Origin of the sequence: Bacillus canaveralius, from assembly GCF_002860125.1 — a bacterium.
Lineage (GTDB): Bacteria > Bacillota > Bacilli > Bacillales > Cytobacillaceae > Bacillus_BJ > Bacillus_BJ canaveralius.
Genome location: NZ_PGVA01000012.1, coordinates 37,644 through 59,787, shown reverse-complemented (window position 1 = coordinate 59,787; position 22,144 = coordinate 37,644). Strand labels below are relative to the sequence as shown.

General features: G+C 47.0%; 27 protein-coding genes. 3 read left to right on the top strand and 24 right to left on the bottom strand.

Annotated features, from left to right (window positions below):
• Window positions 1-164: 164 nt before the first annotated feature.
• Entirely contained in the window at window positions 165-347 is a 183-nt protein-coding gene (locus CU635_RS06270; RefSeq protein WP_101576323.1) for a hypothetical protein, read from the bottom strand.
• Window positions 348-498: 151 nt separating this feature from the next.
• On the opposite strand from CU635_RS06270, the gene CU635_RS06265 reads away from it, so the two are divergent.
• The 3 genes from CU635_RS06265 to CU635_RS06255 are packed head-to-tail and all read left to right on the top strand — an operon-like array spanning window position 499 to window position 1,606.
• Window positions 499-711, top strand: a complete 213-nt coding sequence (locus tag CU635_RS06265) for a helix-turn-helix domain-containing protein (protein ID WP_245917346.1) — start codon at window positions 499-501, stop codon at window positions 709-711.
• Complete coding sequence (locus tag CU635_RS06260) at window positions 711-1,094, top strand: hypothetical protein (RefSeq protein WP_101576321.1); 384 nt, start codon at window positions 711-713, stop codon at window positions 1,092-1,094. Before CU635_RS06265 ends, CU635_RS06260 begins: the two co-directional genes overlap by 1 nt.
• A 2-nt stretch (window positions 1,095-1,096) precedes the next feature.
• Window positions 1,097-1,606, top strand: coding sequence for a hypothetical protein (locus CU635_RS06255; RefSeq protein ID WP_101576320.1), 510 nt, complete (start codon window positions 1,097-1,099; stop codon window positions 1,604-1,606).
• A gap of 33 nt (window positions 1,607-1,639) precedes the next feature.
• Here CU635_RS06255 and CU635_RS06250 read toward each other — a convergent pair whose 3' ends face one another.
• The 23 genes from CU635_RS06250 to CU635_RS06135 form a co-directional block, all read right to left on the bottom strand.
• Complete coding sequence (locus CU635_RS06250; RefSeq protein ID WP_101576319.1) at window positions 1,640-1,942, bottom strand: hypothetical protein; 303 nt, start codon at window positions 1,940-1,942, stop codon at window positions 1,640-1,642.
• A gap of 124 nt (window positions 1,943-2,066) precedes the next feature.
• The gene (locus tag CU635_RS06245; protein ID WP_101576318.1) at window positions 2,067-2,756 is read right to left on the bottom strand and encodes an N-acetylmuramoyl-L-alanine amidase; all 690 of its coding nucleotides are present in this window, start codon (window positions 2,754-2,756) and stop codon (window positions 2,067-2,069) included.
• 56 nt (window positions 2,757-2,812) lie between these two features.
• Window positions 2,813-3,259 carry a phage holin family protein gene (locus CU635_RS06240; protein WP_245917348.1) on the bottom strand — a complete coding sequence of 149 codons (447 nt, stop codon included), beginning with the start codon at window positions 3,257-3,259 and terminating at the stop codon, window positions 2,813-2,815.
• 330 nt (window positions 3,260-3,589) lie between these two features.
• Complete coding sequence (locus tag CU635_RS06230) at window positions 3,590-8,839, bottom strand: LPD38 domain-containing protein (RefSeq protein ID WP_101576315.1); 5,250 nt, start codon at window positions 8,837-8,839, stop codon at window positions 3,590-3,592.
• Between the two features lie 10 nt (window positions 8,840-8,849).
• Entirely contained in the window at window positions 8,850-9,647 is a 798-nt protein-coding gene (locus CU635_RS06225) for a hypothetical protein (RefSeq protein WP_101576314.1), read from the bottom strand.
• The gene (locus CU635_RS06220) at window positions 9,648-9,983 is read right to left on the bottom strand and encodes a hypothetical protein (protein WP_101576313.1); all 336 of its coding nucleotides are present in this window, start codon (window positions 9,981-9,983) and stop codon (window positions 9,648-9,650) included.
• Between the two features lie 8 nt (window positions 9,984-9,991).
• Window positions 9,992-10,510, bottom strand: coding sequence for a hypothetical protein (locus CU635_RS06215; RefSeq protein ID WP_101576312.1), 519 nt, complete (start codon window positions 10,508-10,510; stop codon window positions 9,992-9,994).
• 14 nt (window positions 10,511-10,524) lie between these two features.
• Window positions 10,525-11,787, bottom strand: coding sequence for a hypothetical protein (locus CU635_RS06210; protein ID WP_142382804.1), 1,263 nt, complete (start codon window positions 11,785-11,787; stop codon window positions 10,525-10,527).
• A 305-nt stretch (window positions 11,788-12,092) separates the two neighbouring features.
• On the bottom strand, window positions 12,093-12,668 hold the full coding sequence (locus tag CU635_RS06205) for a phage adaptor protein (protein ID WP_101576310.1): 576 nt from the start codon (window positions 12,666-12,668) through the stop codon (window positions 12,093-12,095).
• A 33-nt stretch (window positions 12,669-12,701) separates the two neighbouring features.
• Complete coding sequence (locus CU635_RS06200) at window positions 12,702-12,959, bottom strand: hypothetical protein (RefSeq protein ID WP_101576309.1); 258 nt, start codon at window positions 12,957-12,959, stop codon at window positions 12,702-12,704.
• Window positions 12,960-12,990: 31 nt separating this feature from the next.
• A complete protein-coding gene (locus CU635_RS06195; RefSeq protein ID WP_101576308.1) occupies window positions 12,991-13,722 on the bottom strand; it encodes a hypothetical protein in 732 nt (243 codons plus the stop codon).
• The gene (locus CU635_RS06190; RefSeq protein ID WP_101576307.1) at window positions 13,706-13,948 is read right to left on the bottom strand and encodes a hypothetical protein; all 243 of its coding nucleotides are present in this window, start codon (window positions 13,946-13,948) and stop codon (window positions 13,706-13,708) included. The genes CU635_RS06195 and CU635_RS06190 overlap by 17 nt, the downstream gene beginning before the upstream one ends.
• Before the next feature lie 12 nt (window positions 13,949-13,960).
• Window positions 13,961-14,353 (bottom strand): hypothetical protein, encoded by a 393-nt coding sequence (locus CU635_RS06185; RefSeq protein ID WP_101576306.1) that lies wholly within the window; start codon window positions 14,351-14,353, stop codon window positions 13,961-13,963.
• 48 nt (window positions 14,354-14,401) lie between these two features.
• Window positions 14,402-15,550, bottom strand: coding sequence for an SU10 major capsid protein (locus CU635_RS06180; protein WP_101576305.1), 1,149 nt, complete (start codon window positions 15,548-15,550; stop codon window positions 14,402-14,404).
• Between the two features lie 16 nt (window positions 15,551-15,566).
• Window positions 15,567-16,400, bottom strand: a complete 834-nt coding sequence (locus CU635_RS06175; RefSeq protein ID WP_101576304.1) for a hypothetical protein — start codon at window positions 16,398-16,400, stop codon at window positions 15,567-15,569.
• Between the two features lie 253 nt (window positions 16,401-16,653).
• Window positions 16,654-16,992 carry a RyR domain-containing protein gene (locus CU635_RS06170; RefSeq protein ID WP_101576303.1) on the bottom strand — a complete coding sequence of 113 codons (339 nt, stop codon included), beginning with the start codon at window positions 16,990-16,992 and terminating at the stop codon, window positions 16,654-16,656.
• A 15-nt stretch (window positions 16,993-17,007) separates the two neighbouring features.
• A complete protein-coding gene (locus CU635_RS06165) occupies window positions 17,008-17,211 on the bottom strand; it encodes an Acb2/Tad1 domain-containing protein (protein WP_101576336.1) in 204 nt (67 codons plus the stop codon).
• Between the two features lie 7 nt (window positions 17,212-17,218).
• Complete coding sequence (locus CU635_RS06160; protein ID WP_101576302.1) at window positions 17,219-17,428, bottom strand: hypothetical protein; 210 nt, start codon at window positions 17,426-17,428, stop codon at window positions 17,219-17,221.
• Window positions 17,421-19,280, bottom strand: a complete 1,860-nt coding sequence (locus tag CU635_RS06155) for a portal protein (RefSeq protein ID WP_101576301.1) — start codon at window positions 19,278-19,280, stop codon at window positions 17,421-17,423. The genes CU635_RS06160 and CU635_RS06155 overlap by 8 nt, the downstream gene beginning before the upstream one ends.
• An 8-nt stretch (window positions 19,281-19,288) precedes the next feature.
• Window positions 19,289-19,468: a hypothetical protein gene (locus CU635_RS06150; protein ID WP_101576300.1), complete on the bottom strand. Its 180-nt coding sequence runs from the start codon at window positions 19,466-19,468 to the stop codon at window positions 19,289-19,291.
• A complete protein-coding gene (locus CU635_RS06145; protein WP_101576299.1) occupies window positions 19,461-19,733 on the bottom strand; it encodes a hypothetical protein in 273 nt (90 codons plus the stop codon). The genes CU635_RS06150 and CU635_RS06145 overlap by 8 nt, the downstream gene beginning before the upstream one ends.
• 11 nt (window positions 19,734-19,744) lie before the next feature.
• Window positions 19,745-21,556, bottom strand: coding sequence for a terminase large subunit (locus CU635_RS06140; RefSeq protein WP_101576298.1), 1,812 nt, complete (start codon window positions 21,554-21,556; stop codon window positions 19,745-19,747).
• Window positions 21,553-22,077 (bottom strand): terminase small subunit, encoded by a 525-nt coding sequence (locus CU635_RS06135; RefSeq protein ID WP_101576335.1) that lies wholly within the window; start codon window positions 22,075-22,077, stop codon window positions 21,553-21,555. The genes CU635_RS06140 and CU635_RS06135 overlap by 4 nt, the downstream gene beginning before the upstream one ends.
• Window positions 22,078-22,144: the final 67 nt, after the last annotated feature.

Sequence of the window (22,144 nt, the reverse complement as noted above, 5' to 3'; positions counted from 1 at the left end):
CACCCTCCTGATTTTTTCTGTTGGTAACAACAGAAAAAAGATTTATGATAATAAATCAATCGCACAAACAAAAAACAAAATAATACAAGACAGACAACACAAAAACACAAACAATGCACACTACAAAGTAAAATACACCGAAAGAAAACTACAATGAACACAACTCAAAAGAATAGTTTGAAAATGTGATTGAAGAACCAAAGAATAGTGCCAGACTTGACCAGCTCCATAAATAGCTTAATCATATCGTCGTTAATAGGAACACCTGATTCCCCTAGGGCATGTATAGCTAAAAGAACACCACCGGTTGCCCCCGTGAAAACTATGCCAAAAATAAATGGATCCACGAATACACCTCCTTCACAGTAGATTTCCTTGCTTAGTGCAATGTATGGGCGATGGCTTAGTTACTTTCCATATTTTTTCTTATATATTGAATTATTTTTTCAATAAAGGATTGTCTGATTCTGACAGAGAATATATTAAAAGGTGATGATATTGAAGCTAATTAGTCGAATTGGAGAAGTGATCGAGAAATCTGGACTAAGGGATGATTTTATTGCGGGTGAATTAAAGGTGAGCAAAAGAACCGTTTATAATTGGAAAAAAGGTTTGAGCTATCCCACGTTTGAAACGGCTTTTTTCTTGGCCAGACTTTTAAATTGCAGCGCGGATGAATTAGCTTTTATTGTGGAAGAGGAGGAGAAGTAATGATCTTCGAACTGATTGGTATGCTTTTAGGAGCCCTTGTGGGCGGATATATTGTTTTTTCTGTGATCGCTATTGGTCTGGATGCGATAACCAGGTATAGACTGAAAATCACAACAAGTTTGAACTGGACGCTTGCCCTATCCATTATATTCGCGCTATTTTGGGGGAGTTTTTGGGGACTGTCCCCTGATCGGTCCATCATTCAGTATGTGCCGGGACTGATCATCATCTATCTTTTTGAAAGACGAAGAAGGCTAACCCAGAAGTGTCCGCATTGCAAGGAAAGGATCAAGGCAGACGCCACCAGATGTAGACACTGCCAATCTTCACTGACAACCGCCTTAAATACTGACCACGACATAGATATAGAAACAGGGAGGTAAAAATGAGGACATTTTATCATTTAGATCGCAGGGGTGCAATTCAAGAGGGGCAAACACTATCGCTCAGATCCTATTCAATTAACAGCCCCATACGGGCAATAAAGGACCATGCACAATCTCTTTTTATAGATGGCGTAACCCCACACGGAAATATGTACATAAACTCAAGAGGGATACCCGATAATTATTCAGAATGGTTTTTTGAGTATGTGAGAAGATGCAATTTTAATGATAGGCCTTCAAGATTTCAATCATTTTTCTCGTTTTTATCTTTAGAAGAGCTGCAAAGATTTAAACAAAAGCTCAACATAAATAAGGGCACTATTTATGTGGTCGAATGTCAAAACTATTTTAAGGCTGATATGAATTTATTGGGGATGCCGGATTCCCCTTTAACCATGTCATGGCTAGCTAACACTTATTGGTCAGGTGAATCCATCAAGGAGCCAAAGATTGAGCCCTTATGGGAATGCTTATTAACTGGACCCGTGAAGATCATAAAGAAAATATAAATTAAGCCCCTCTCGAAAGAGAAGGGCCTTTGATCAACCTTGATATTTTTGAGTCCTAGCCTCTACACCTGAAGCCATGCCAGCAACTACATAATAAACGATCCATAACACTACTAAGACGATTAACCATTGTATGTAAGGTGCTTGAAATCCAGAATTGCCCCATGACACGAATGCTAGCACAATTTCGGATATTACAGGGAAAAATAACGACACTAGTCCCCAAAACCATCCCCCGATTGTATAAGCAATATAAACAGTCCATAAATGCATAAGTCCACCTAAAATCCATAATAAAGCCATAAAGACATATAAGAAAACTGCGAAAACTTTCACTATCCTCACCCCTACATTTATTATGTATGTTCTCATTAATTATAAAAGTATATTTATACATTTACCAACAATTTTTTCCACAAAAAAAGAACCCCCCTCTCAAACTGAAAAGGGGGTTAGCTGCTTATTTAACTCGAAGCACTTGTCCTGGATAAATGGTGTAGTTGGCATCAAGATTGTTCCAGTCTTTGATTTGCTGAGTCGTGCTGCCGTATCTTTTGCTTAAAGCGTATACGGTATCACCACTTACAACCGTATGATACACAGCTGCAGCTTTCTTCGTAAGGTTGAAGCTCCGAGCAATTCCATTTGCATGGCCACGCGCCAAATTCTCAATGAATGAGCTGGATTTTAATTTGGCGGCATCATTCGCATTGTCGATAAATCCATTTTCGGTTAAAATCGCAGGCATGTTCGATTCGCGAAGCACATGGAAATTTGCTGTTTTTTGTCCGCGGTCATTAAAGCTGGCCAGTTTCAATACTTCCGCATGAATGTTGTCCTGGTAGGTTGTTGTAGGCGCACCCACTCCCGGATAAATATAATCTTCATATCCGGTACCGCCACCAGCATTGATATGAACAGAACAATAGAAATCAGCTCCCCAGGCATTTGCTGCATCTGTACGCTGTGAAAGGCTCACTGTTTGATCACCTGTACGACTCATCAAGACCGAAGCGTTGTTATATCCCCCCACTAAAATATCTTTTACCCTTGTCCCGATTTGTAACGTCAGATTTTTTTCTTGAAGCCCATTTGCTACTGCGCCTGGATCTGTACCACCATGTCCCGGATCAATAAAGATTTTTGCCATTTTTCATCGTCTCCTTTTTTTGTTTGGATATATAGAAAAAGCCGCCCGAAGGCAGCTTATTTCTCAATTTCTTTTTCCTCTTCAATAGTGGCCGCAACCGGAGGAGTGTTCTCCAATGTCGCTCCTGGTGTCGGCATTCTTGCTTCGGAACGCCTGATCTTTGCCTCGATCTCACTGGCCACCCATTCGATCGCCCAGTTTGGGATCCAGCGATCCCAGCCAGCCCGTTTAAAATTGGCGGTCATCGACACGCAAGTGTGAAAGAAGATGCCGCCCCACAACACAAAGAAAAAAGCGGGAACCGGCACTTTGAGTAAAATATCCACCATGCTCCCCCATGCAGGTAATGCGAGCATGACGGCCGTTCTCATCACCCCCTGAATGCCATAGGCTGACGCATACGTCCCGTCTTTCTTGGAAGCTGCGACCGCCCCAGTCCAATCAAAACAAATGGCAAAGGCAAGGACCGCAATAAAGTAGAGATGCAGCTCGCCGCCATACACTCGACTCAAAAAAGAACCGGCGGCGCCACTTGCCACACCCGCAGCAAGATTTCTCAAATTTAATAGGTTCGAAAGATCAAAAATCTCTGGGTTAACTTTCATCGTTTCCTCCAAACGAAAAGAGAACTGACGGATCAGTCCTCTCTCGATTTATTCTTATACTTGGGCGGTACTTTCCACACCAGGAAAACGCCAATCCCGATTGATGCCAAACAGGTAAGAAACGCCAATCCGCTAAACACGCTTAAGGGCAGGATGGCGATTAAGAAAAGAGGGAGCAGAATCATGTACATAAAAATGAGATGATACCACCGAAAACCGTCATCAAAGCTACCGTTGTTTTTCGCCAATTTCAATCAGCGCCTCTCTTGCCATTTCATTCATCTGCCGGTCCAATTCGTCCAGTTCTCTCCGCTTCGCTTCAGGACTCATATCAAAACTGCTTTGAATCTCACGATAATCGCTGCGAATCTCGCTAATGTTCCGGCTGATTTTATTCAGGTACTTATAATCCTCGACGCGATCATATTGCACATCGTCACCTTGTTCATAGCCTTCCTGGTTACGCTTCGCCGAGTTGCGTTCTTTCGTCAACCGGTCTAGTGCATCGTAAAAGTCTGTCATGATCTGGCCACCGCCCGTGCTATCCACGGTGAACGCATTGACGACAGGAAGCTCCGACCACTTCTTGGCTTCAGCCGGCGGCAGTTTGCCGGCACCGACCGTCTGAAGACCGGCATCAAGCCCCGATGTAGCATAGCGCCCTAAGCCCGCCCCATAACCTTGGATGAAGTTATCCACCTTGTACGGAGAATAGTTCAGCGCGCCCCCAACGGTTCGTGCGGTTAAGCTCGTATTCACCCCATATTGATCTTCCGGAAGCAGGTCCTGATCCCTTCTTGGCACCACCGGTCCGCCTGTGAAAAACTTATAGTTGGTCCAGTTTTCAATGATTGGTGCCAAACCGGTGAGCATGTGCGGAATGCTGGAAATCTCAGTCGCTTGACGTTTTAAAAACTCACTCCAGGTATCCGGGTCATTTTGCTTTACATAATCAAAGATTTGTTCCACCGGATTCGCGAAGATCGGTGCCAGGTCAAACGGCTTTGGAATTCTGGCCAGTTCGTCGGTGCCCGGAATCGGAATCAGGAAAAACGAATCCTTCAGCCACTTGGGCGCATTATTGTACAGTTCTTTCTGATTTTCATTGCCCATCAGGTCCATCATCAAATAAGCGCCAACCGCCGGCAATGTGACACCTGTTAGAGCTCTTGTCGTCGTCCGAACAGGATTGTGTTTAAAAGCCCTGGCAATCCGGTCTTTCCCCTGGATGTTGGCATTCAGGAAAGCGACCGCACGGTTCCACTGCCGCATATCGGATCCAACACGGCCGAAGTCCATTAAGTCACGGGACTGGAACGCCGCCTCTTCTACAGACGCCCCCTTCCGCAAAGCACGCTTAAACTCTCCTACTTTCGTTGCTTCTTCTGACAGTTCCGAGAAAGCCTGTAAAGTCCGGATCGTTAGATTAAACAATTCTTTCGGATTGGTAATGGTGCGAAACCCTTTTTGATACCAACGGCCTTCTGTTTTAATCGTCTTCAGCGTCTCGCGAAGATAGTTACGGTCCTGGGAAAGGTAGTTCCCGTACCCGCCGCCGTTCATCGCCCACTTCTTGTAGACCTCGGACTTGTTGAAGGCCTTTCCAAGAATCACGTCCCATGCGCCTCGAGGCAAATCAATGAGCGGATTGTACCCATAGTTGGACACCACAAACGCCTGGAACTGGTCGCGGATGGGGTTTCTCAGCATAAATTCAGGTGTGAGCGTAGCACCGGCACGAAGCATTTGGGCGGGATAGGATAGGAACTGGATCACTTTGTTGGTACGGTCCTCATCGAGCTGCTGAATGGCCTCGTATAAATCTTTATCCAGCTGATACTGGACTTTCTCCCCGTTCTCGAAAACGGTGACGATGTTTTCGTTCCGGACCTGCTGCGCGCCGTCCAATCGCTCAATGTATTGCCCTGCCCCTTCAAGGTCGGCCAAACGGGAAAGCTCGAGACCCACTTTGTTTTTCTCGACCGCGTTTACGACCGCAAACGTATTTTTGATCATACTTTCAATCGGATCGATGATGTCGCGAGTAGACCCCTTAAGACGCTTTACCGGGTTGGTCAGGTTGGTGAATCCCTTGTTCCCGCCAAGGCTTGATGCAACGTCTTCATCAAAAAAACGGAAAAACGGAACATAGTTTGGATATTTGTCCTTCATGGCCTCGACCGCTTCTTTGGTGAGCACCTGGCCATCCTGCAGCATCTTCACAAGGGAATCGTTATAGGCGACAATCTGCTGCTGGATCCCTTGCATTTCGGGGGTGTCATATTTGGCATTGACCCGTTGGATTTCATCCAGCGTCATCCCTGACTCGATCCGGTTCGACTCTGCGATCATAAATAGCTGATCCTCAGTTAACTCCAGGTCGTTCCCGCGTTCCAGGGCATAGAATTGATCTTCCGTGAGCTTAATGCCGTTTGCGTTTTCAAAATCCATAATCGCCCGCGCAATGTCTTCCGTGCTTTCCATGCCCTTGATCTTTGTAGAAAGGGTTGCAGCTTCCTCCATCACCTCGTTTGCGACACGCTCTCCCATCTGCTCCAGCTCCAAAGCGTGGACAGCTGCAGCGTAATCGCCAACATCTTTCATGCTATAACCATACTGCTCGATTGGCGCCAATATGCTCTTCAGCTCGACCAACTTTTGTTCGGCAATTTTAGGTGCCCCAACGGACAACCGGGCCTTTTTATAGAGGGACTTCTCGGCCGAATTGAGCTCACCTGTGTTTTCCTTTTCGACTTTCTTCAGCCGGTCAAACTTGTCGACAAATTGGCTGTAAATCTTGTCGATGCGCTCCCCAATCGTCACCTGTTCTTTTCCGGTCCGATCGATCTTCCCGCGCAGGCGGAGCTCCGGGCCCTGTTCAATCCAGCGGTCCATGTCCTTTTGGGCCTTCAGCAAACCGTTTTTCATTTTCTTTGGCAGCACCTGATCAAAATGCTGGCTGAATGCCGGTGCTTGCTGAAGGGCCTGTTCCGGATCCGTGAGTACCAACCGAACGTATTCGGCCAGACCTTCCTGCCGGATTTGTTCTGGCGTATAATCGGCTCCCGACGTTGCCTGACCAAGCTTTAGCAGCTCATTGTCAAACGCTTCACTGCTGGTAAGTGAAAATTGCTTATCCAGGTGATGCCCGATTTCATGGGAAAGGACCTGAACGTCTCCATGCTGCCGGGTACGGATCACTTCCGGATCCACCTTGAAAAACCCTTGCACATTTTCGTCCACATTCCCCAGGCGACCGGTGCGGATCGTGACCCCGAGATTCTTCCGCATGCTGTTCATGAGCTCCCGGCGGGTAATTGGTGTTTCATAGACCTTCGGGCTGCCTGTTGCCTTTTTGAGCCGATTCACGGCGCTCTCCCAGAAGCCCATATCCTTAAACTGTCGGTCACCGGTTGGCTGACGTAGCGGGATCGCTTCACTTCGCATGGCTTGAATGTCTTCGGGCAGGACTTGTTCGGTCGCTGCTGCCGTTTGACGAATCTGTGTTTCTAGGTCAGGCGCTTGCTGTGTCTCTACTCGCGGGTCAAACCTCGTTACTTGCCCCGCTCTACCGGTACCGCTGTATGTGTCGTGAGGATCTAGCAAAATAAGCACACGATGAGGTTTATTTCCTGTTCTTGCTCCACCTGTGTGGGTAATACCGTCATATCCCACCATCTTAAGATTAATAGCGAGATTTTGGAAATCCTCAACAAATTCGCTTGTCGAAATCTGCGCATCATAAGAGAAATCTTTTATTTCATTTCTCAATTTTTGAATGGCTTCTTCTGTGGTTTTTCCTTTCTCAATCATGTTTTTCATCATATTCGTGAAATATTGCGGATCGCCTATTTCTCGTTCATAAGCATGGTCTAAAGCACCCATCGAGTCTAAAAGAGCCTTTTGCGCTTCTGGGGAAGGTGGTTTTTCCGCATCTAGCACTCTATTAACATTCACATTCGCTTCATACACAGCAGGAGTACCCGTTCTTTTTGAACGTGATTTTGCATACCCTTTGGCGATTTCGGGTTCATCCGTTAAATAGATGCCATTTCCAAATAACCCTTCGTGATTACCAACGAAAGGGTCAAGCGTGTCTGCTGTTAATTCATTGGTACCTGTTCCGTGTAACCAAGTCTTTTGATTATAAGATTGTGCAATCGTTTCAGGGGTAACATCATTAAAACCGTGTTCCCTCACGACATCATCTATTTTCGTTGATCTTGGTTTTATTTGTTCTGTCGGTGCTTGTTGAATAGGTTCATTTCTAACCGGTGGTACATTCTGCCCGATAGGTTGAATATCCTCTTGAACAGGTGCTTCGGGTTTTACTGCACCCGGACGATTTTTAATCTGCCCTTTTTGACCGTTCGGCAAGGTGTATTCAGCTGGCCGGACGAGATCGTTTCTACTGATGACTGAAGAAACAGCATCAGCTGTTTGTTGATCAGAAGGAATCACGCTCCGCATGGCCCGCCCGGCTGCTGTCTCCAATCCTTTGTTGATGGCTCTGCCGGCCCCGTACATAACCGGGTCTAAAATGGCTCCTCCTGCCACGCCTAACCCGGTCCTGACCGCGTAATCCCCAATATCGCCAGCTTCAGGGTTGGCAAGCTCATTGGTCGCTGCTATGCCTGCTTCCGTCGCTGCCCCTGCCGCCGCGCCTTTGATCGCCCTTTGCGCAAATGGATTCGTCGTGCGGGCTAACCGTGGAATCTTATTGAACGCGACATCCGCTGCCCTGTAGCCTTGTGCATACGGTGCGACGGTGGCGCCGATCATTCCGACGGTATTCAGGATATCGGTTTCTAAACCTCGATCTTTTTGCGCTGCTTTAATGACTGGATTCTTCACCTGACCAAAACGTTTTTCTTCATTTGCGGCCATTGTTTCAGTGTTTCCCGGCACAAAAAAATCTGTAGCCCCTTTTGAGATAGGAACTACAAATCTATCAACGAATCCCAGAACCCCGTTTCGGTCGTTTTGGTTCACTTGTTTTTTAGGCTTAGGCTGGGAGACTACTTTTTTCGGTTCTTCTGCCTGTTTATTCGAGGCTTCCTCATTTCGCTGCCTAAACCGCTCAGCGCTCTGTTGATTCCTTGCATCCAGCGCACGAAGAATGGCGTCGATGCCTTCACTTTTCGTTTTCGCCGCATCCTCTTTCGAATCCAGGAATGTGCGAAACTCTTTCATTTCGTACGATTTAATGCCTTGTTCGGTCGCCCATTTCTTGAACTTATCGTTATAGCTTCTGCCGTATTTTTTGATAGGCAGCTCTTTTAAGGTGTCCTTTTCCCACTGGTAGCTTTTATCCGACTCACTTTTTCCCTTATAGTACGGATCCTCATATTGGATGGCGCGGACAGGCGTTTTGGGCGCCACATAGTCCGGCTGTTTTCGTCGATCCTGTTCCTGCTTCCACAATTCGTATCCTGACTTCTTTGTAGACCCATACGGTTTAAACGGATTGATTTGCATGTGGCACCCCCTAGAACATCCTCATTTTTTGCCACGGGGTCATGTTTCTGTTCTTACCCGGTGCAGGAATGATGCCAGGAAGAATATCTTCTATCGGACGCATCGCCAATGAGCGCCCTTTATTTAAGGTCGCAGATTGTTGGGAGTAATAGCGATCTAGCGGCGTCTGTGCGCCCGCTGCTTGTTGTTGCCTGAATTGCTGGGCTGCAGGAGCCGGTTGAGCGGCGGCTGTCGTTCTGGCCGCAGTCGTTGCGCCTCCTTTCGGCTGCCGGGCATTGGATAAAGCTAATTGCTGTCGTTGCATATCAAGCGCATGGGCTTCCTGTTGCATCCGCAAGCGCTCTTGTTCCATCTCGAATTCACGAAGGCGGGCCAGCTCCTGGGCGACTAATTCCCGGATTCGGTCCGGTGCCTGCCGCTCCAGGGTGCTGATTTGTTCGGCACCCTGACTGGCCAACAAATTATATTGACCGAGAATCCCTTGATTCTTGTCGTTAATATCCCGCCGAACATTATCCTGGGCGCTCGTCGTATTGCGCAGGTTCTCGGTTAGAGAGTAGTCCAACCCGCCCGAATAAAAACCGCCTCTCCGGTTATGGAGAGCGGTGGTGCGATCATCATTGACAAGCCGATCTGTATTCAGTCTGCTGACCTGTTCGCCCAGGTATTGGTTGTTCCGGTTGATGGTGTTATCAAATTCCCGTTTTTGCATCCCTAGACTATTGTTGATCGATTGCCGTTGCTGGGCGATATCGTTTTCGACTTGCCTTCGATACCGTTCATTGATTTCAGCTTCATTAATGGCCATCTATCCCACCACCTTTAAAACATGAATGTCTGTTTCATTTAGATTTTGATTAGCTGCTAATGAGAACCAGGCCAAACGGTCAACGGGATTTGGTACGATTACATACCCCTGTTCATCGGTGTAGGAATAAAGTCTAATTCCCTCTTTACTTATCCACACTTCATAATGCATAGGCCCGTCAACCGTAAGTAGGGTTTCTTCTTCTGTTGAAATCACAACTTCGCCAGCCTGATAGAACTCCCCGGGCGACACCACAATCTCCAGTCCGTCAAAGGTTAACTCAAAATTATGCAAGCTCGTTTCCTTTGATCCCTGCACAACATGTTCGGTAATCATTCTTTCACCTACTTCCCTATCACTAAGAATTTCATTTTTAATGTCCCAGCACCGAGATTATTAGTGCCATCAGTTTTGACTATCACACCAAATCCACTCGTTGTGAGGGAAGTGTAATGTGGTAATAATAATCTATCTGCATAAGCTACCGTTTGAGTTACTTGCATAGGACTGATGTTCGGAGGGGATGCAAAAGCTGCAGCAAACAATCCTGTGCCGGAAATTGAATTAGATGTTCCGTTCGGCGCGAAAGAGACTTCGATGATTTCAATCCTTTCCCCTGCCCCTCTCACGACTACAGGTTCGAGAACATTCAATCTGGCTCCGTTAATAGGCTCAGCTGCTTGCCCTGGAGTTAAACCGTTCCATGTTCCCTGATGATCTCCTGTTTTATCCGTCTTAGCGGTATCATTTGCGTCTATTACATCGGCCAAATGCGAGATGGAGGATTCTAATTTATTCGGATCCGCTGTCATCCCCATGTTTTGGTCATTGTTTGCTAGAATGCTGCGATCTACTTTCGACATTCATATCACCTTCTTTAATCCCGCGTCATTGGTCTTACTTCATAAGACAGGTTGTAAATCTCAATCGGTTCATCACGGGCATTACTGATCTTGATCTGTGCATATTGCCCTTTCAAGAATGTGCGTAACCGTTTGGCATGGTTCACCATATCAGTGAAATTCGCATTGGCCCATTCCGCTTCGCCCCAGTTGGACACGCCCCAGGTGAAGATCTCGGTTTTCAAAGCGTTCTCCAGCTTCCATTGATTTTTATACACGTTAACCTCAATATCAATCGTGGATTTCACGTTTTGCTGCTTCGCTTCGATAAGAAGGACGTCCCAGAAATGATCGAGGCCCGTGACTTTCGGCGATAGCAGTTTACTATACCAATACATATTGATGGGCGTTCCGATTGTTTTTGCTTTATTAAACCAGTCGCTGTATAGTGTCGGGTCAAACTTCATAATATGGCCATCCGGACCGGCAAAATAGAAATTATCTTCATCGGTATAAAAAGAGGTCGCCTTGATCCCGCCAACCGGGTACCACTGCGAAAAACGAGTATCAAAGACCAGGCCTCGATATTCGTTACCTTTCTTGTAAACAAGCCAGTATTGGCCGTTCCTGAAAACGGCCACAGCATTTTTCCATTCTTCTTTTGTCACGCCAAGGTCCTGCCAGTCAATCTGCTTCACAGTCACAGACCGAGTTGAATATCTGGCCGAACTGTCGAGGGAAAGGGTATCAATTGCATACACCGCATGGACCCCATTGTCAGACACATAAAAGACTTCCTGGTTTCCGTTTGGATAAGTCACCGTCTGCACCGTCTTTGGCGCCAGGCATCCGTCCGTTGTATCCAGGAAGTCTTGTTCCCAGTTATCCCGGTCATGGCCGAACAAGACACCAATATTCCGCCGCATAAATACGATTAAAGCTCCACGATAAGTGACACACGCCTGGACTCCGTCATTCTCTCGAACCCACCGTTGATAGTCTACAGAAGGAAAGTAGTCGTAATATCCAATTTTGGAATGCCATAAGTACTCTGATCCATTCCACACCACCACACGTGTGTTGTGAACGATACAGCCTGTAGGAGCAGCTGCGTTAACCTTTGCGAGGTCATTGGAAGGTAGCGGCGCGGCATCATTCACAGCTGCAGGGATGTCTTTAACCGCCGTTCCGTCATAGAACTTCAACCATCCCCCGCACGCGATGACCAACACTTCTTTTCCGTTGACATCCTTAAACTGGGCGGTATCAATATCGGCACGATCTAACAGCTGTGTCATGGTTTGAGCGACTAGGGCGCCATTCACGAATTTGTACAGTGTACTCCCACTCGTTGCGAGAATGCTATTGTCAGCCCCTTTACGAAGATTGCAGAGCGTACCGATAGCTCCGATTGGAGCGGTCGTCACCGGAATGGAACCGGGTCGTTTGGCTAGGCTTCCCAGTGATCCAGGGAGCGCGTTCAGCATGTCACGGGCTTCGGTGTCTTCTAAATCACTAAAAGCAAGGGCGGTATTGATCCCCTGGAATTTCGGGATGTCCACCGTGACGGTTTTGGGCCGTCGGTTTGGATTACGTCTCAACATTAACCACCCCTTACCCAAGCGGCCTTCTGAATCTTCATGACCTCCAGGTTATATCGATCTTCAAAGTCTTGAGCGCCGGGCTGGTTATTGTTCTCCAGCGCGAGGCCGATCGCTTTGTAACACAGCGCCGTCTCGCCAATGGTCGGCACTTCCGGAACTTGAGAAGAGGCTGCCAGCTTCTCCGGATACCGGATATAGGCAAGCGTATACGTCTGTTCTGCTAGATTGCGAAACTCTATGACGGTTTTGCTGCCCTTATTTTTAATAAGATATCCGGCCGATAAAGACGGGTGAGAATCAATCGAAAACGTGTCAAGGTAATAGGGCTCGACCTCTTCTCCGTCCTGATCCAGCACATACAGCACACTAAAAAAGCCGGTCGGAAGATCTTGTTCTTTAGTGGTTTTGCTGTGGGTGATGGCCGTCTCGGCCTCAATTTTCAGGTCATTCACCATCGACATCAGCGCGATGTTAAAAAAATCAATCCAGACACTGTCGTTGGCCACACCGCTATTGTTATATTCATTCATCGACTTGGCCCGCTGGATCAGCTGGTTCACTGTGGAGATTCCCATGACACCACCTCCAAAATAAAAAGACAGGAGGTGTTACGCTCCTGTCTTGGTTTCTTTCTTCTCTTCTGTTTGGGCTTGTGTGTCTTTTACTTCTTTTTCTTCAAAGATTTCAACACCGAACAACCTATGCTTCTTGAGAAACGAGATTTCGCTCTTATCAGTCGTTTCATATTCCCCGCTATTAAACCGGATATGTTCGCCCGGGATCTGCAGGACAATTCCGTCCTGGACCTGGTTGCGTGCCGGTTTTACACATAACACCTGGTTATCACATTTGCTTCTAAATTTCATAGGGAAATTCCTCCTTATTTATTACTGTTTGCTAGATTACAAACCGTTTTTCTCCCGTCAACAGATCTGTAATCATCCTAACGCTATCTTTTAATTTAACTTCTAAATTAACATAATCTGTTTCAATTTTTGATAGGGTTACACCATCTGATGGTTCGGCAAAGGCTATAAAATGAGCGAAGCCGTTTGCGTCTATCAAATGCTGTATATGGATATTTTCAAAACCTATTGGCGTACGTTGAATAGTAGTGCCGCTTCTTTCCCACGATGGTCCGGTAGCCCAAGCATTTGAAACGGCGTTCCAATATCCAAGTTTTGATTTTGTACTGTTTGGCGCTGACCCTTTACCGTGCCAATTAAAAGTGAAGAAATAGGCATTGGCTTTTAACCAAGCGACTTTATCAGCGACTGTCGAAGCGGGAATCGCGCCGTACTTGCGCTCCACGTGTTCAATAAGGTTGAAGGAGAATAGGGTTTGTGCATTTTTTCCGTTAGCAGTAACATTTGGGTTAGAAAGCGTGCCATCTAATTTTTCAATTCTGCTATATTTTGCAAATCCGTGGGATTCTATATATTCATACCAGTTAGAATCGTTGGGACTTTGTAACTCACCTATATCAATATTGTTGGCTGTCGTGAGAATATACGCCTTATGCGGATTCTCCACCGTACTCCCTGCAACCTTGCCAGCAAAATCTGCTATGGAAATTAGATTCTCCACAGGTTTCCTTACTGTCCATACTCGTTTAGGTGATTTTAGCATCGTCATTACCCATTTCTAGTAACAGCATTTCCACGGTATCACCATTGATCAAGAAAACAGGATTTGCCCGATTATAAGCCACGGTGAGGTAGAACGTATCAGCAGCCGGCTGTTCATCCGATGGTTCGAACGCATCTTTAATCACTTGTAATTTCCCTTTGATATCGCTTGTTTCTAATTCCGTCAATATCATTTGACCGTTTGTATTCGGCGGTTGTTGAGGCATCCATATCCCTCCTTATGCTTTCAAGTAAACCCAGGCGCTCATAGTGTGGGCGACTGTGTCAGAGTTCACAACATTTACTCTTACATACCTTGCACGAATCTCTGTAATTGCTGCTTTTCTTTGTTGTGTACCCGACGGCATAAAATCCGACATATCTCCATGATTACTCACTCCATCATTAGACCATGACAATGTTACATTACTTGAAGTTGAAGCGTCATTTATTAATGTTGCAGCTATTTTATCAAATCCTTGCGTGTCAATCCATGAACTACTAGAAGTAGCACTCGCCCCAACACTCACCGCGTTATGCGTCTGCATCGTGGCCGCATATCGGGCCTGAATATCTACAGGATTCATGATGCTGCTTCCTGAGAGCTCTACAGGCTGTATATCTTTCGCCATCAAATCAACTCCTCAAAAAGAAAACAGGAGGGTACCCCCTCCTATTCCTTAGCTTGTCACCCCAGTGATTACCGCGTGAGTCTTAGGCAATCTTACCTCGAGCCCTGCCTCTGTGATGTACTGGTCTTCTCTTAAATCCTCATCATTTGCCTGGATGTTGGTCTCAAGCTTGGTGTCACGGCCTTTCAATGGGCGATACTTGAAGTTTTCCGGATCAAGCACCATGCCGTATGAACCATACACAGCGCCTTCAAAGAGCGGCTCATGCACTAAATTTAGAGTGCCGAAAGGGGTAACATATTTGACTACAGACAATCCAAAAGTCTTTTCCCCCTGCTCAATTTGAAGCTTACCCATAGCCCAGCCATTAATGACAGACAGCAAGCGAGCGGAAGCCAGCATGAGTTTTTCGCTTGAACCATATTTGAACACAACCTCAGCGATGTTCTGGTCGAATTCTGACTGGGTGAGTGCGCCCCCGGCGTCATATCGGTTAGCCGTTAAAAAAGAAAGCAGCCCACCCGTTGTCCTTTTTGGTTTGTTGCCTGATGTGTCCAGCTTCTTCTCCCCAAACAGGAACGAACGGGACATGTCCATCATGTGCTCGGTCCCTTTTTTCTTCTGCTGGTACGCGAGATCTTTCATGCCGTAGTTGGCTGAAGCGTTCTGGGTATTCGTCACACCGAATGGAGTCTTGAAGATTTGAGTGTAGTTGAACACTTCGATTTCATTGGTCGTCTTGATTTCACGGGTGCCGGAACCCTCCTGGTTGGCATTCCCGATGATCACGATTGGATCGTTGTCGACGATCGCTGCTGCAGCGGTCACCCCATATCCGCGTACAACCGTCAGCGTATTCACGTTTACAGCCGTAACGGCAAGAACCTCACCTGTGCGTGGAACTTTCACTAGATCTCCTACACTGAAGTAATCTCCATTGTCAACGATAATATCAGTGACTCCTGCAGCATAGCCGGCTGCATTGTTAATCGCATCCCAGCGAGCGCCAAGGTCGTCTTCTAACCAGCTGAATTTCGGGTTGTTGGCCGCTTCCGTTTTATTTTTCGCCCTTTTCATGAACGTGATGAAGGGAGTTGCCTCCGGTTGGAGAAGCGCGATCTTCTCCGACATGTCGATTTTCATTTTCGCTTGTTGTACGTTTAACGTGTCGCGAATGCCTTTTACTTGTGGTGGCATAATTGATTCCTCCTACTTATCCAAATAATCCACCTCGAGAACCGGCGTTTACAATGGATTCTGCAATCAGTTCTTCTGGTGTTTTTTCGGTTTGTTTTGGTTTGGTTGTCCGAGTTGAAGCTAATCCTTGCTTGGCACGCCTTGCCTGTTCAGCCTGGCGCTTTCCTTGCTGCTTTCCTTGCTGGTACGCTTGCGTTTTGCTTTCCCCGAATAACTCCTGGGCCGCCATCTTCAGCAACCGTTTGGATGGTTGGGAAGCAAGCGCTGAATTTCCAAAATCGTATTCCGCAATCTCATAAACCTTATCGATGAGCGATTGCATCCCCTGTTCATTGGTGATTTGAGGATACTCTTTCGCTAGGCCATCTATGTCTGTAGCCACACGGCTGTCCGCCTGCTGCTGATAGATTGGCGCCGTTTGATTCTCAACTAAGGCGTTGACAAAATGCTGCATCGTCGCAAACGGGTTTTGGTTAAACTCTTCCCAGAACACCTCATTGATGTCACGCTGAGGCTGCTGTTGCTGGTATGGCGGTTGCGGCTGTTGGTACTGCTGATTTTGTTGCTGGCGGGACTGATGAAACGTTCTTTCTAAACTCTTGTATGCGTTGATCAGATCCCCTTGAGATTTGAACTTCCCGGCGATGAGCTCTTCTTGTCCCGGCTGTTCTTCTTCACCTGGGGGAAGCTCCTCCTCGTCGTCCTCTTCAGCAGATTCAAGTTCCTCCTGAATTTCCTGCTCGTCATCCAAAATCTCTTCTTCCTGGTCTTGCGCATCTTCGGCTGTTTCTACTTCTTGTCCTTCCGGGGAAGCGTCGACAGGTGTCGAAGGTTCGAAAAAGTCTGGCATGGGGGTTCCTCCTTAAAAATAAAGGGCTGAAGAACTCTCATCTCCAGCCCAAAGATTATTAACCTCGTAATCTATTCAATGTTTCCTGCAAGCACGCTTCTAATACACTCAGCAAGCCTCTCACGTGTAGATTCTACCCTTACAATCAGAGGTTCAACAGCACCTCTGTCTGCCATTTCAACCCCTGCGGGCATTGAACTTTTTGGCTCCATTTCACAATAATCACGCTTTCTCGTTTCACTCCGTTCTCAAATTATTTATAAGAATCAACAACAGCTTTAAACAAATAATCCTTTGTCCGCTGCTCCAGTGGAAGTTGGGCATAAGGAACCATGCAAGGGTGTGTTTTCTTTTCCGGATCCTTCACTTCCCCATAAACCCAACCGTCCGCAACTTTGTCCTTCATCCAGTTCTCATGAGACTGTTCCGGGGTAGTTTCATTGTTGAGATGGAATTCTACACCGTTAATAGCGCTGTCCCTCTGCCATTGTGGGGCATCTTCCCACTTCGGTTGAGACTCATCACCCAGGCTCAAACAATAGGCACGATTTACTTCGTGACAGATTTTTGCGATAGCAGCAACATCATTCATATTAATTTTCCTCCTCTAGTTTCTTGCCACAGCTGCATTAGCCCACATCACAGCCGTTTCAAGATTAGTAATCGCCACTGACTTTTCTCGCGAATTCGGGCAAAGCTCATCGATGAGATAAGCAAGATCTTTCGCCTTTTCACGAATAGCCGTATACTTTTCTGGCTGCCCTTCTTTTGGGGCATGATACTTAAAATTGTTTTCAATTTGTGGATTTATTGGCATTTTAATTAACCTCCGAATTCTTTTTTATATAGTCAATCACCAACATTAATGCCTGGTGACGTTCCCTATGTTTCGTGACGTCATCCAGCGGACAGTGAAGCAGTTGCTTCTCGTGATCTTCAATGCGATCCGCTATATATTTCTCTACCAGCTTCCAGCCCTCGGAATCTAGCATGTTGAGAAGAGCTTCTCTCTTCTGGTCTTTATCCATTCATCATCAGCCCCTGTTCCTGAACGGCAGCCGTATTGGCTCCACCGCCTGCAGCTGGAGATACGATAGGCTGTCCTGTCACCGGATCCACTTCGGAATTCACTGTTGGAGTTGGCGGAAACAGCTCTTCATCGGATGGCAGGAGCGTTTCCGTATCCTTGATGTCGAATGCCTCAAGGACTTTCTTCAGCAGGTTACGGCGTTTATCCGGAAACTGAATCATCATCGCATCACCGGCAATGACGTTGTACAACTCAATCATGCGCTGCTTGAACGCTTCTTTGTTGGCCAACGGCTCAACGCTTGTGCCCATGGGCACCAGGTCGAATTCGCCTTGAATTTCTTCCGGACTGATTGTGACCCAATCGTCACCATTCTGACCCGCGACACGCAGGATCTTCTCGTCATCGATAAACTGCTGGTTCAGCTGAATGATGTGCCTGGCAATACCGGTGAGCAATCGGTTCTCGATGCTGGAGATAATATGCTTGAAGCGAACGGAAGCATTATTGTCTTTGGTCATGGTGGTGGTAGCCGTCTCACTGGTGTTGGCTGTACCCATCACGACATCGTGAGCGCCGGATGCATCCTTCATGTCCTGCTTGATCATGTCTTCCTGGCCAAAGCTGGCGCCAATGCCAGCTTCCACTTTGAACTCCTGCACGTCATCCATGTTGTCAACATTGATGATGCCGCCTGGCCGCCACTTCAGCTCGCTGCGGCTGATATCGGAGCCTCGTCGCACCTTGAACATACGCCGAAGCGAGAATGCGCGGTAGTCAATCCGCATATTGCGTTCCGTGTTCAGCTCATCCTGCAGATCTTCCATGATCTCGACTACACCCATGCCATAGAATTCGCCAGGCACTTCGGTATACACGTCTTTGACATAGGGCTTTTTCTTGTGCCAAAACGGATTCTCCCCTTCAAAGGCGACATAGGTTCGGTTGATGATCATGACTTTCTTGTCATCTTCCCAGTAGTGAATCACCTCATAGAGTGCATCCTCGGAATTGATGGATGTGCTGGCAGACGGAAGGCCGACACTGCTCATGCGCTGGTTCTTCGAATCATTGAGCTTATCTTCATTGGAAATTTCATCCCAGTCGAATTTGTGGCCAAGTTCCATCTTCTCGAGATTCTGCAGCTCCTCTTTGGTCATATATTCGATATGGCCACAATAGCGAGCATCGTCAATGTCCTCGGAGTGCGGATCCGTGAAAAACAAAAAAAGATCCAGGAACTTCACTTCCGGATCATCATGTGCGACGATATTCATTTTGACGGGCTGAAGCTCTTGAATCGGCTCGCCTTCTTCATCGGTGAGATACTGGAGGCTGCCATCATACCCGATGATCGGCTCTTCATTCTCATCCACTTCAACCACATCCATCATTTGTTTCCGGATAACCTGCTGTTCTTCATACTTCCATCCCGTGTAGGCCACGCCTGTTCCATAAAGGGTCAGACCCTTTAGTCCAGAAGAAAAAATATCGCGGATATCCATCCGGTCACCGAGCTGCCAGTCGAGAAGGATCTCATGTGCTTTGGCATTCGGTTCATCCATCTTCTCCCGACCTTTGATGGCCACATAAGGCCTTGAAGCAAACAGCCCTTCCACCATTCTCGGCAGGATGGTCTCCACCTGGACGAATGTATACGGGATGGAGATATTGGACCGGTCCTTCACTTCTTTCCTGGTGTTCGGATCAATCAGCTTTTCTTTATGATTGCGCCATCTGCGATAGCAGCGTCTCCAAAGATCCTCGTAGCCCTGGCGAAACTTCTCTGCCGCTTCGATCCGGTTCAGGTATTTCTGCAGATTCTTCTGCGACTCGTCCACTTTTTGCATGTACTCACCTACTTTATCCCCATCTTTTGCAACAAATCCAGTTTCAATCGCATCGCGTTAAGATAATCGCTATGAATCACGGTTGCCCACTTACTGCCGGGTACCTTCGCCGCTTCCTCATCCGCATACTGCAGGAAACTATCAACCTCTTGATAGAGTTTGAGATATTCTTCGTTTGGCTCAGACATCTGGATCACCTAAGTTGGTGAGAACCTTCCCTCTGCCTTCAGCTGTAAACTCTTGCACAACGCCTGCAATGTCGTCATAGATTTTCTTCTCAGATGGCACGATAAAAATCTTGTAGCCGTAAATCCGAATGTCATTCAGCTTATCTTCTGTGGATCCTCGTTTACCAAACGCCATCACTTCGAAATCCTCCCATGCTGCACTTTCATCTTTCGCAGCGAGGATTTCTCCAGGTTCAACCCGATCTAGCATTTCTTGTATATCCATGCCTTGCCCTCCTAATATCCTGTATTCCCGAAGGCTACCTCGTACTCAGGCTCATCTTCCTGATGTGTGATCACCCGCATACTTTGCTGTTCCCTGGCATTATGCGAGATGGCCAGACCCAACACCAGGTCGTCACGCTTTCCATCCTGGGCGACCGGCTTTTTGTTCTCATCCTTCACAAACGTCAGCATTTCATCGAGAGTCTTAATATCATTGATGAGCTCAATATGATCACGGACCACGACCACGAGCTCCGCGATAATGACGGGACGCGTGACGGTCGTCGTGCGGAAACCATATTTATGCTGGCGCTTGTTGCTGATCTCATCCATGACCTCACGGCGATACTGCCTGGCATACCCTAATCGCTGCAGCTCCTTCACCGGATAGGTGGAGAAGTTCACTTCAATCGACAGCAGCGCATAGTTATAATGCTTGCCCAGGCAGTACATCTGCCTGGCATACAGATCCTCATCGTACTGATGGTGTAGGACCGCCACTTGCTCACCGGTGATATTGTCGAGAACGTGACCGGCAAAGAAGTCTGAGCCGTCACCCGCAGTATCACCACCGCCCACATACGGGTACTGAATAAAGTTTCCCTCGCCATCCACTTTTTTCGGTTCTTTGAAGATGGTGATCGCACCTGTTGGATCATCGACCCATTTGATCGTGCGGTCGATGATCTTTTCGTTTTGGTAGTCAAACGCAAAATACCCGACCTTCAGGATCGGGCTGTTTCGCTTGAGCTCTTCTTTACGGGCAATGATCTTCTCTTTATCAAACACGCTGTCACCGGACGCGATAAACGATTCGTCTGCGGTGCAAGGATACTCCTGCTTGATATCATTCCGGTAATCCTTCCACTGGTTGTAGTACCAGTAGATCTGCTCCCACTCGAGGCCAATGAACTCTAGCAGCCACTTGCAGCGATGGTATACCCATTGTTCACTGTTGGCGTCCGATTGTTCCTGGCTGTTCTTAACTCTCTCCTGGAAGGATGCGCGAGCCTCGTCATTTTCAAAGGCTTGTCGATATTCCTGGGTTTTCCACCACTCGTAAAACAAGCCCTGCCAATTGTTATCATCATCCCACAAGTCCTTAAAGGCGTTATGTCCATTCGCGGTACTCTCCAGGATCTGAATACTATCTTTGGTCAAAGCGGGATTGAGTCCTGTCAGGATCCCTTTCAAGTCATCCCAAAAAGCAACCTCTGATCCATGGAAGAAGTTTAAGGTCTTGGAACGACCCACGCCTTTGCTGCCAGCTGTCGCCACACGCCAGCGGCTATTGAGTTTTTCAAAGTGGAGTTCCCTTCGGTTGTTGTATTTTTCGACAGGCTTCAAAGCTTCCGGCAGATTGTCGTATGGGTATTTGGCTTTGTCGGAGAAAATCGTGAACGTATTGTCCTGGTCATCAGCCAGGGTAAAGCCGGCAAAGTTTTTCTGGGTAATGCTGCAGGCGAGCTGATACGCCGTGATAATCGACGTAAAACCTTGCTGCCGACCTTTTAACACGAGAAACTTCAGGTGAAGCCGAATGCCCGCTTTGAAATCCTCTATGGCTTGTTTCAGAGTGGCCAGAAACTCCGCCTGGACGTCGTTTATAAAAAACGGAACGGTCTCCTGAAGTTTGTCGACGATGATAAACGCCATCTCAATCAAGTATTCCGGATGGTCCTGGATCTCTTTTCTGAGAGAATCACCTTCAGGGCTGAGTAGATAATGGGCAATGGCCTGGACAAACTCCTGGTCTTTCTCGATGTCGTGATCAGCGGCCCATAGATCTTTTCTCTTATCGATCAGTTTCTTCGCATTCATCATTCAAAGAACTCTTCCAGTTTGTTTTTGACGGTTATTTTGGCTTCCAGTTTATCTGTGAACATTCCAAGATGGCGGCCGATATCCTGTAGAGCCCTCATCTTGTCATGCAGCTTAAACTTAAGCTGGCCATCTTTCAAGCCAATCTCACTGATCAACGTGCCGTCTATCTCATCGCTGCTTTTCAGGTCAACTACATGGGCATAATCGACAATCTGATTACCCTCTTTGTCTCTGCCCACGATCGTTTTTTCGGTACGGAAAGAAAGAAAATCCTTAATGTCGGCAAAACCAACCTTGGCGAGCTCCTGGAGGACGCGATCCTGTGTGATTTCTGTTCGTTTAGACCGTTTTTCCATCGCTTTGTTTATTTCTTGTTGAATACTAGGTTTTACTAGGAGGTTATGACCATCAACATCAGGATTTTTACTCTTATACCCCGCTCTCTTCATCGCTCTAGACGCATTGAGATCAATCAAGTATTCTTCCACAAATCGTTGTTGTTTCGCCGTAAGTTTTCGCATCACATAATCACCGCCCCCAATAGAAAAGGCACCCGAAAAATCGGATGCCCTGAACTTATTTTAAATA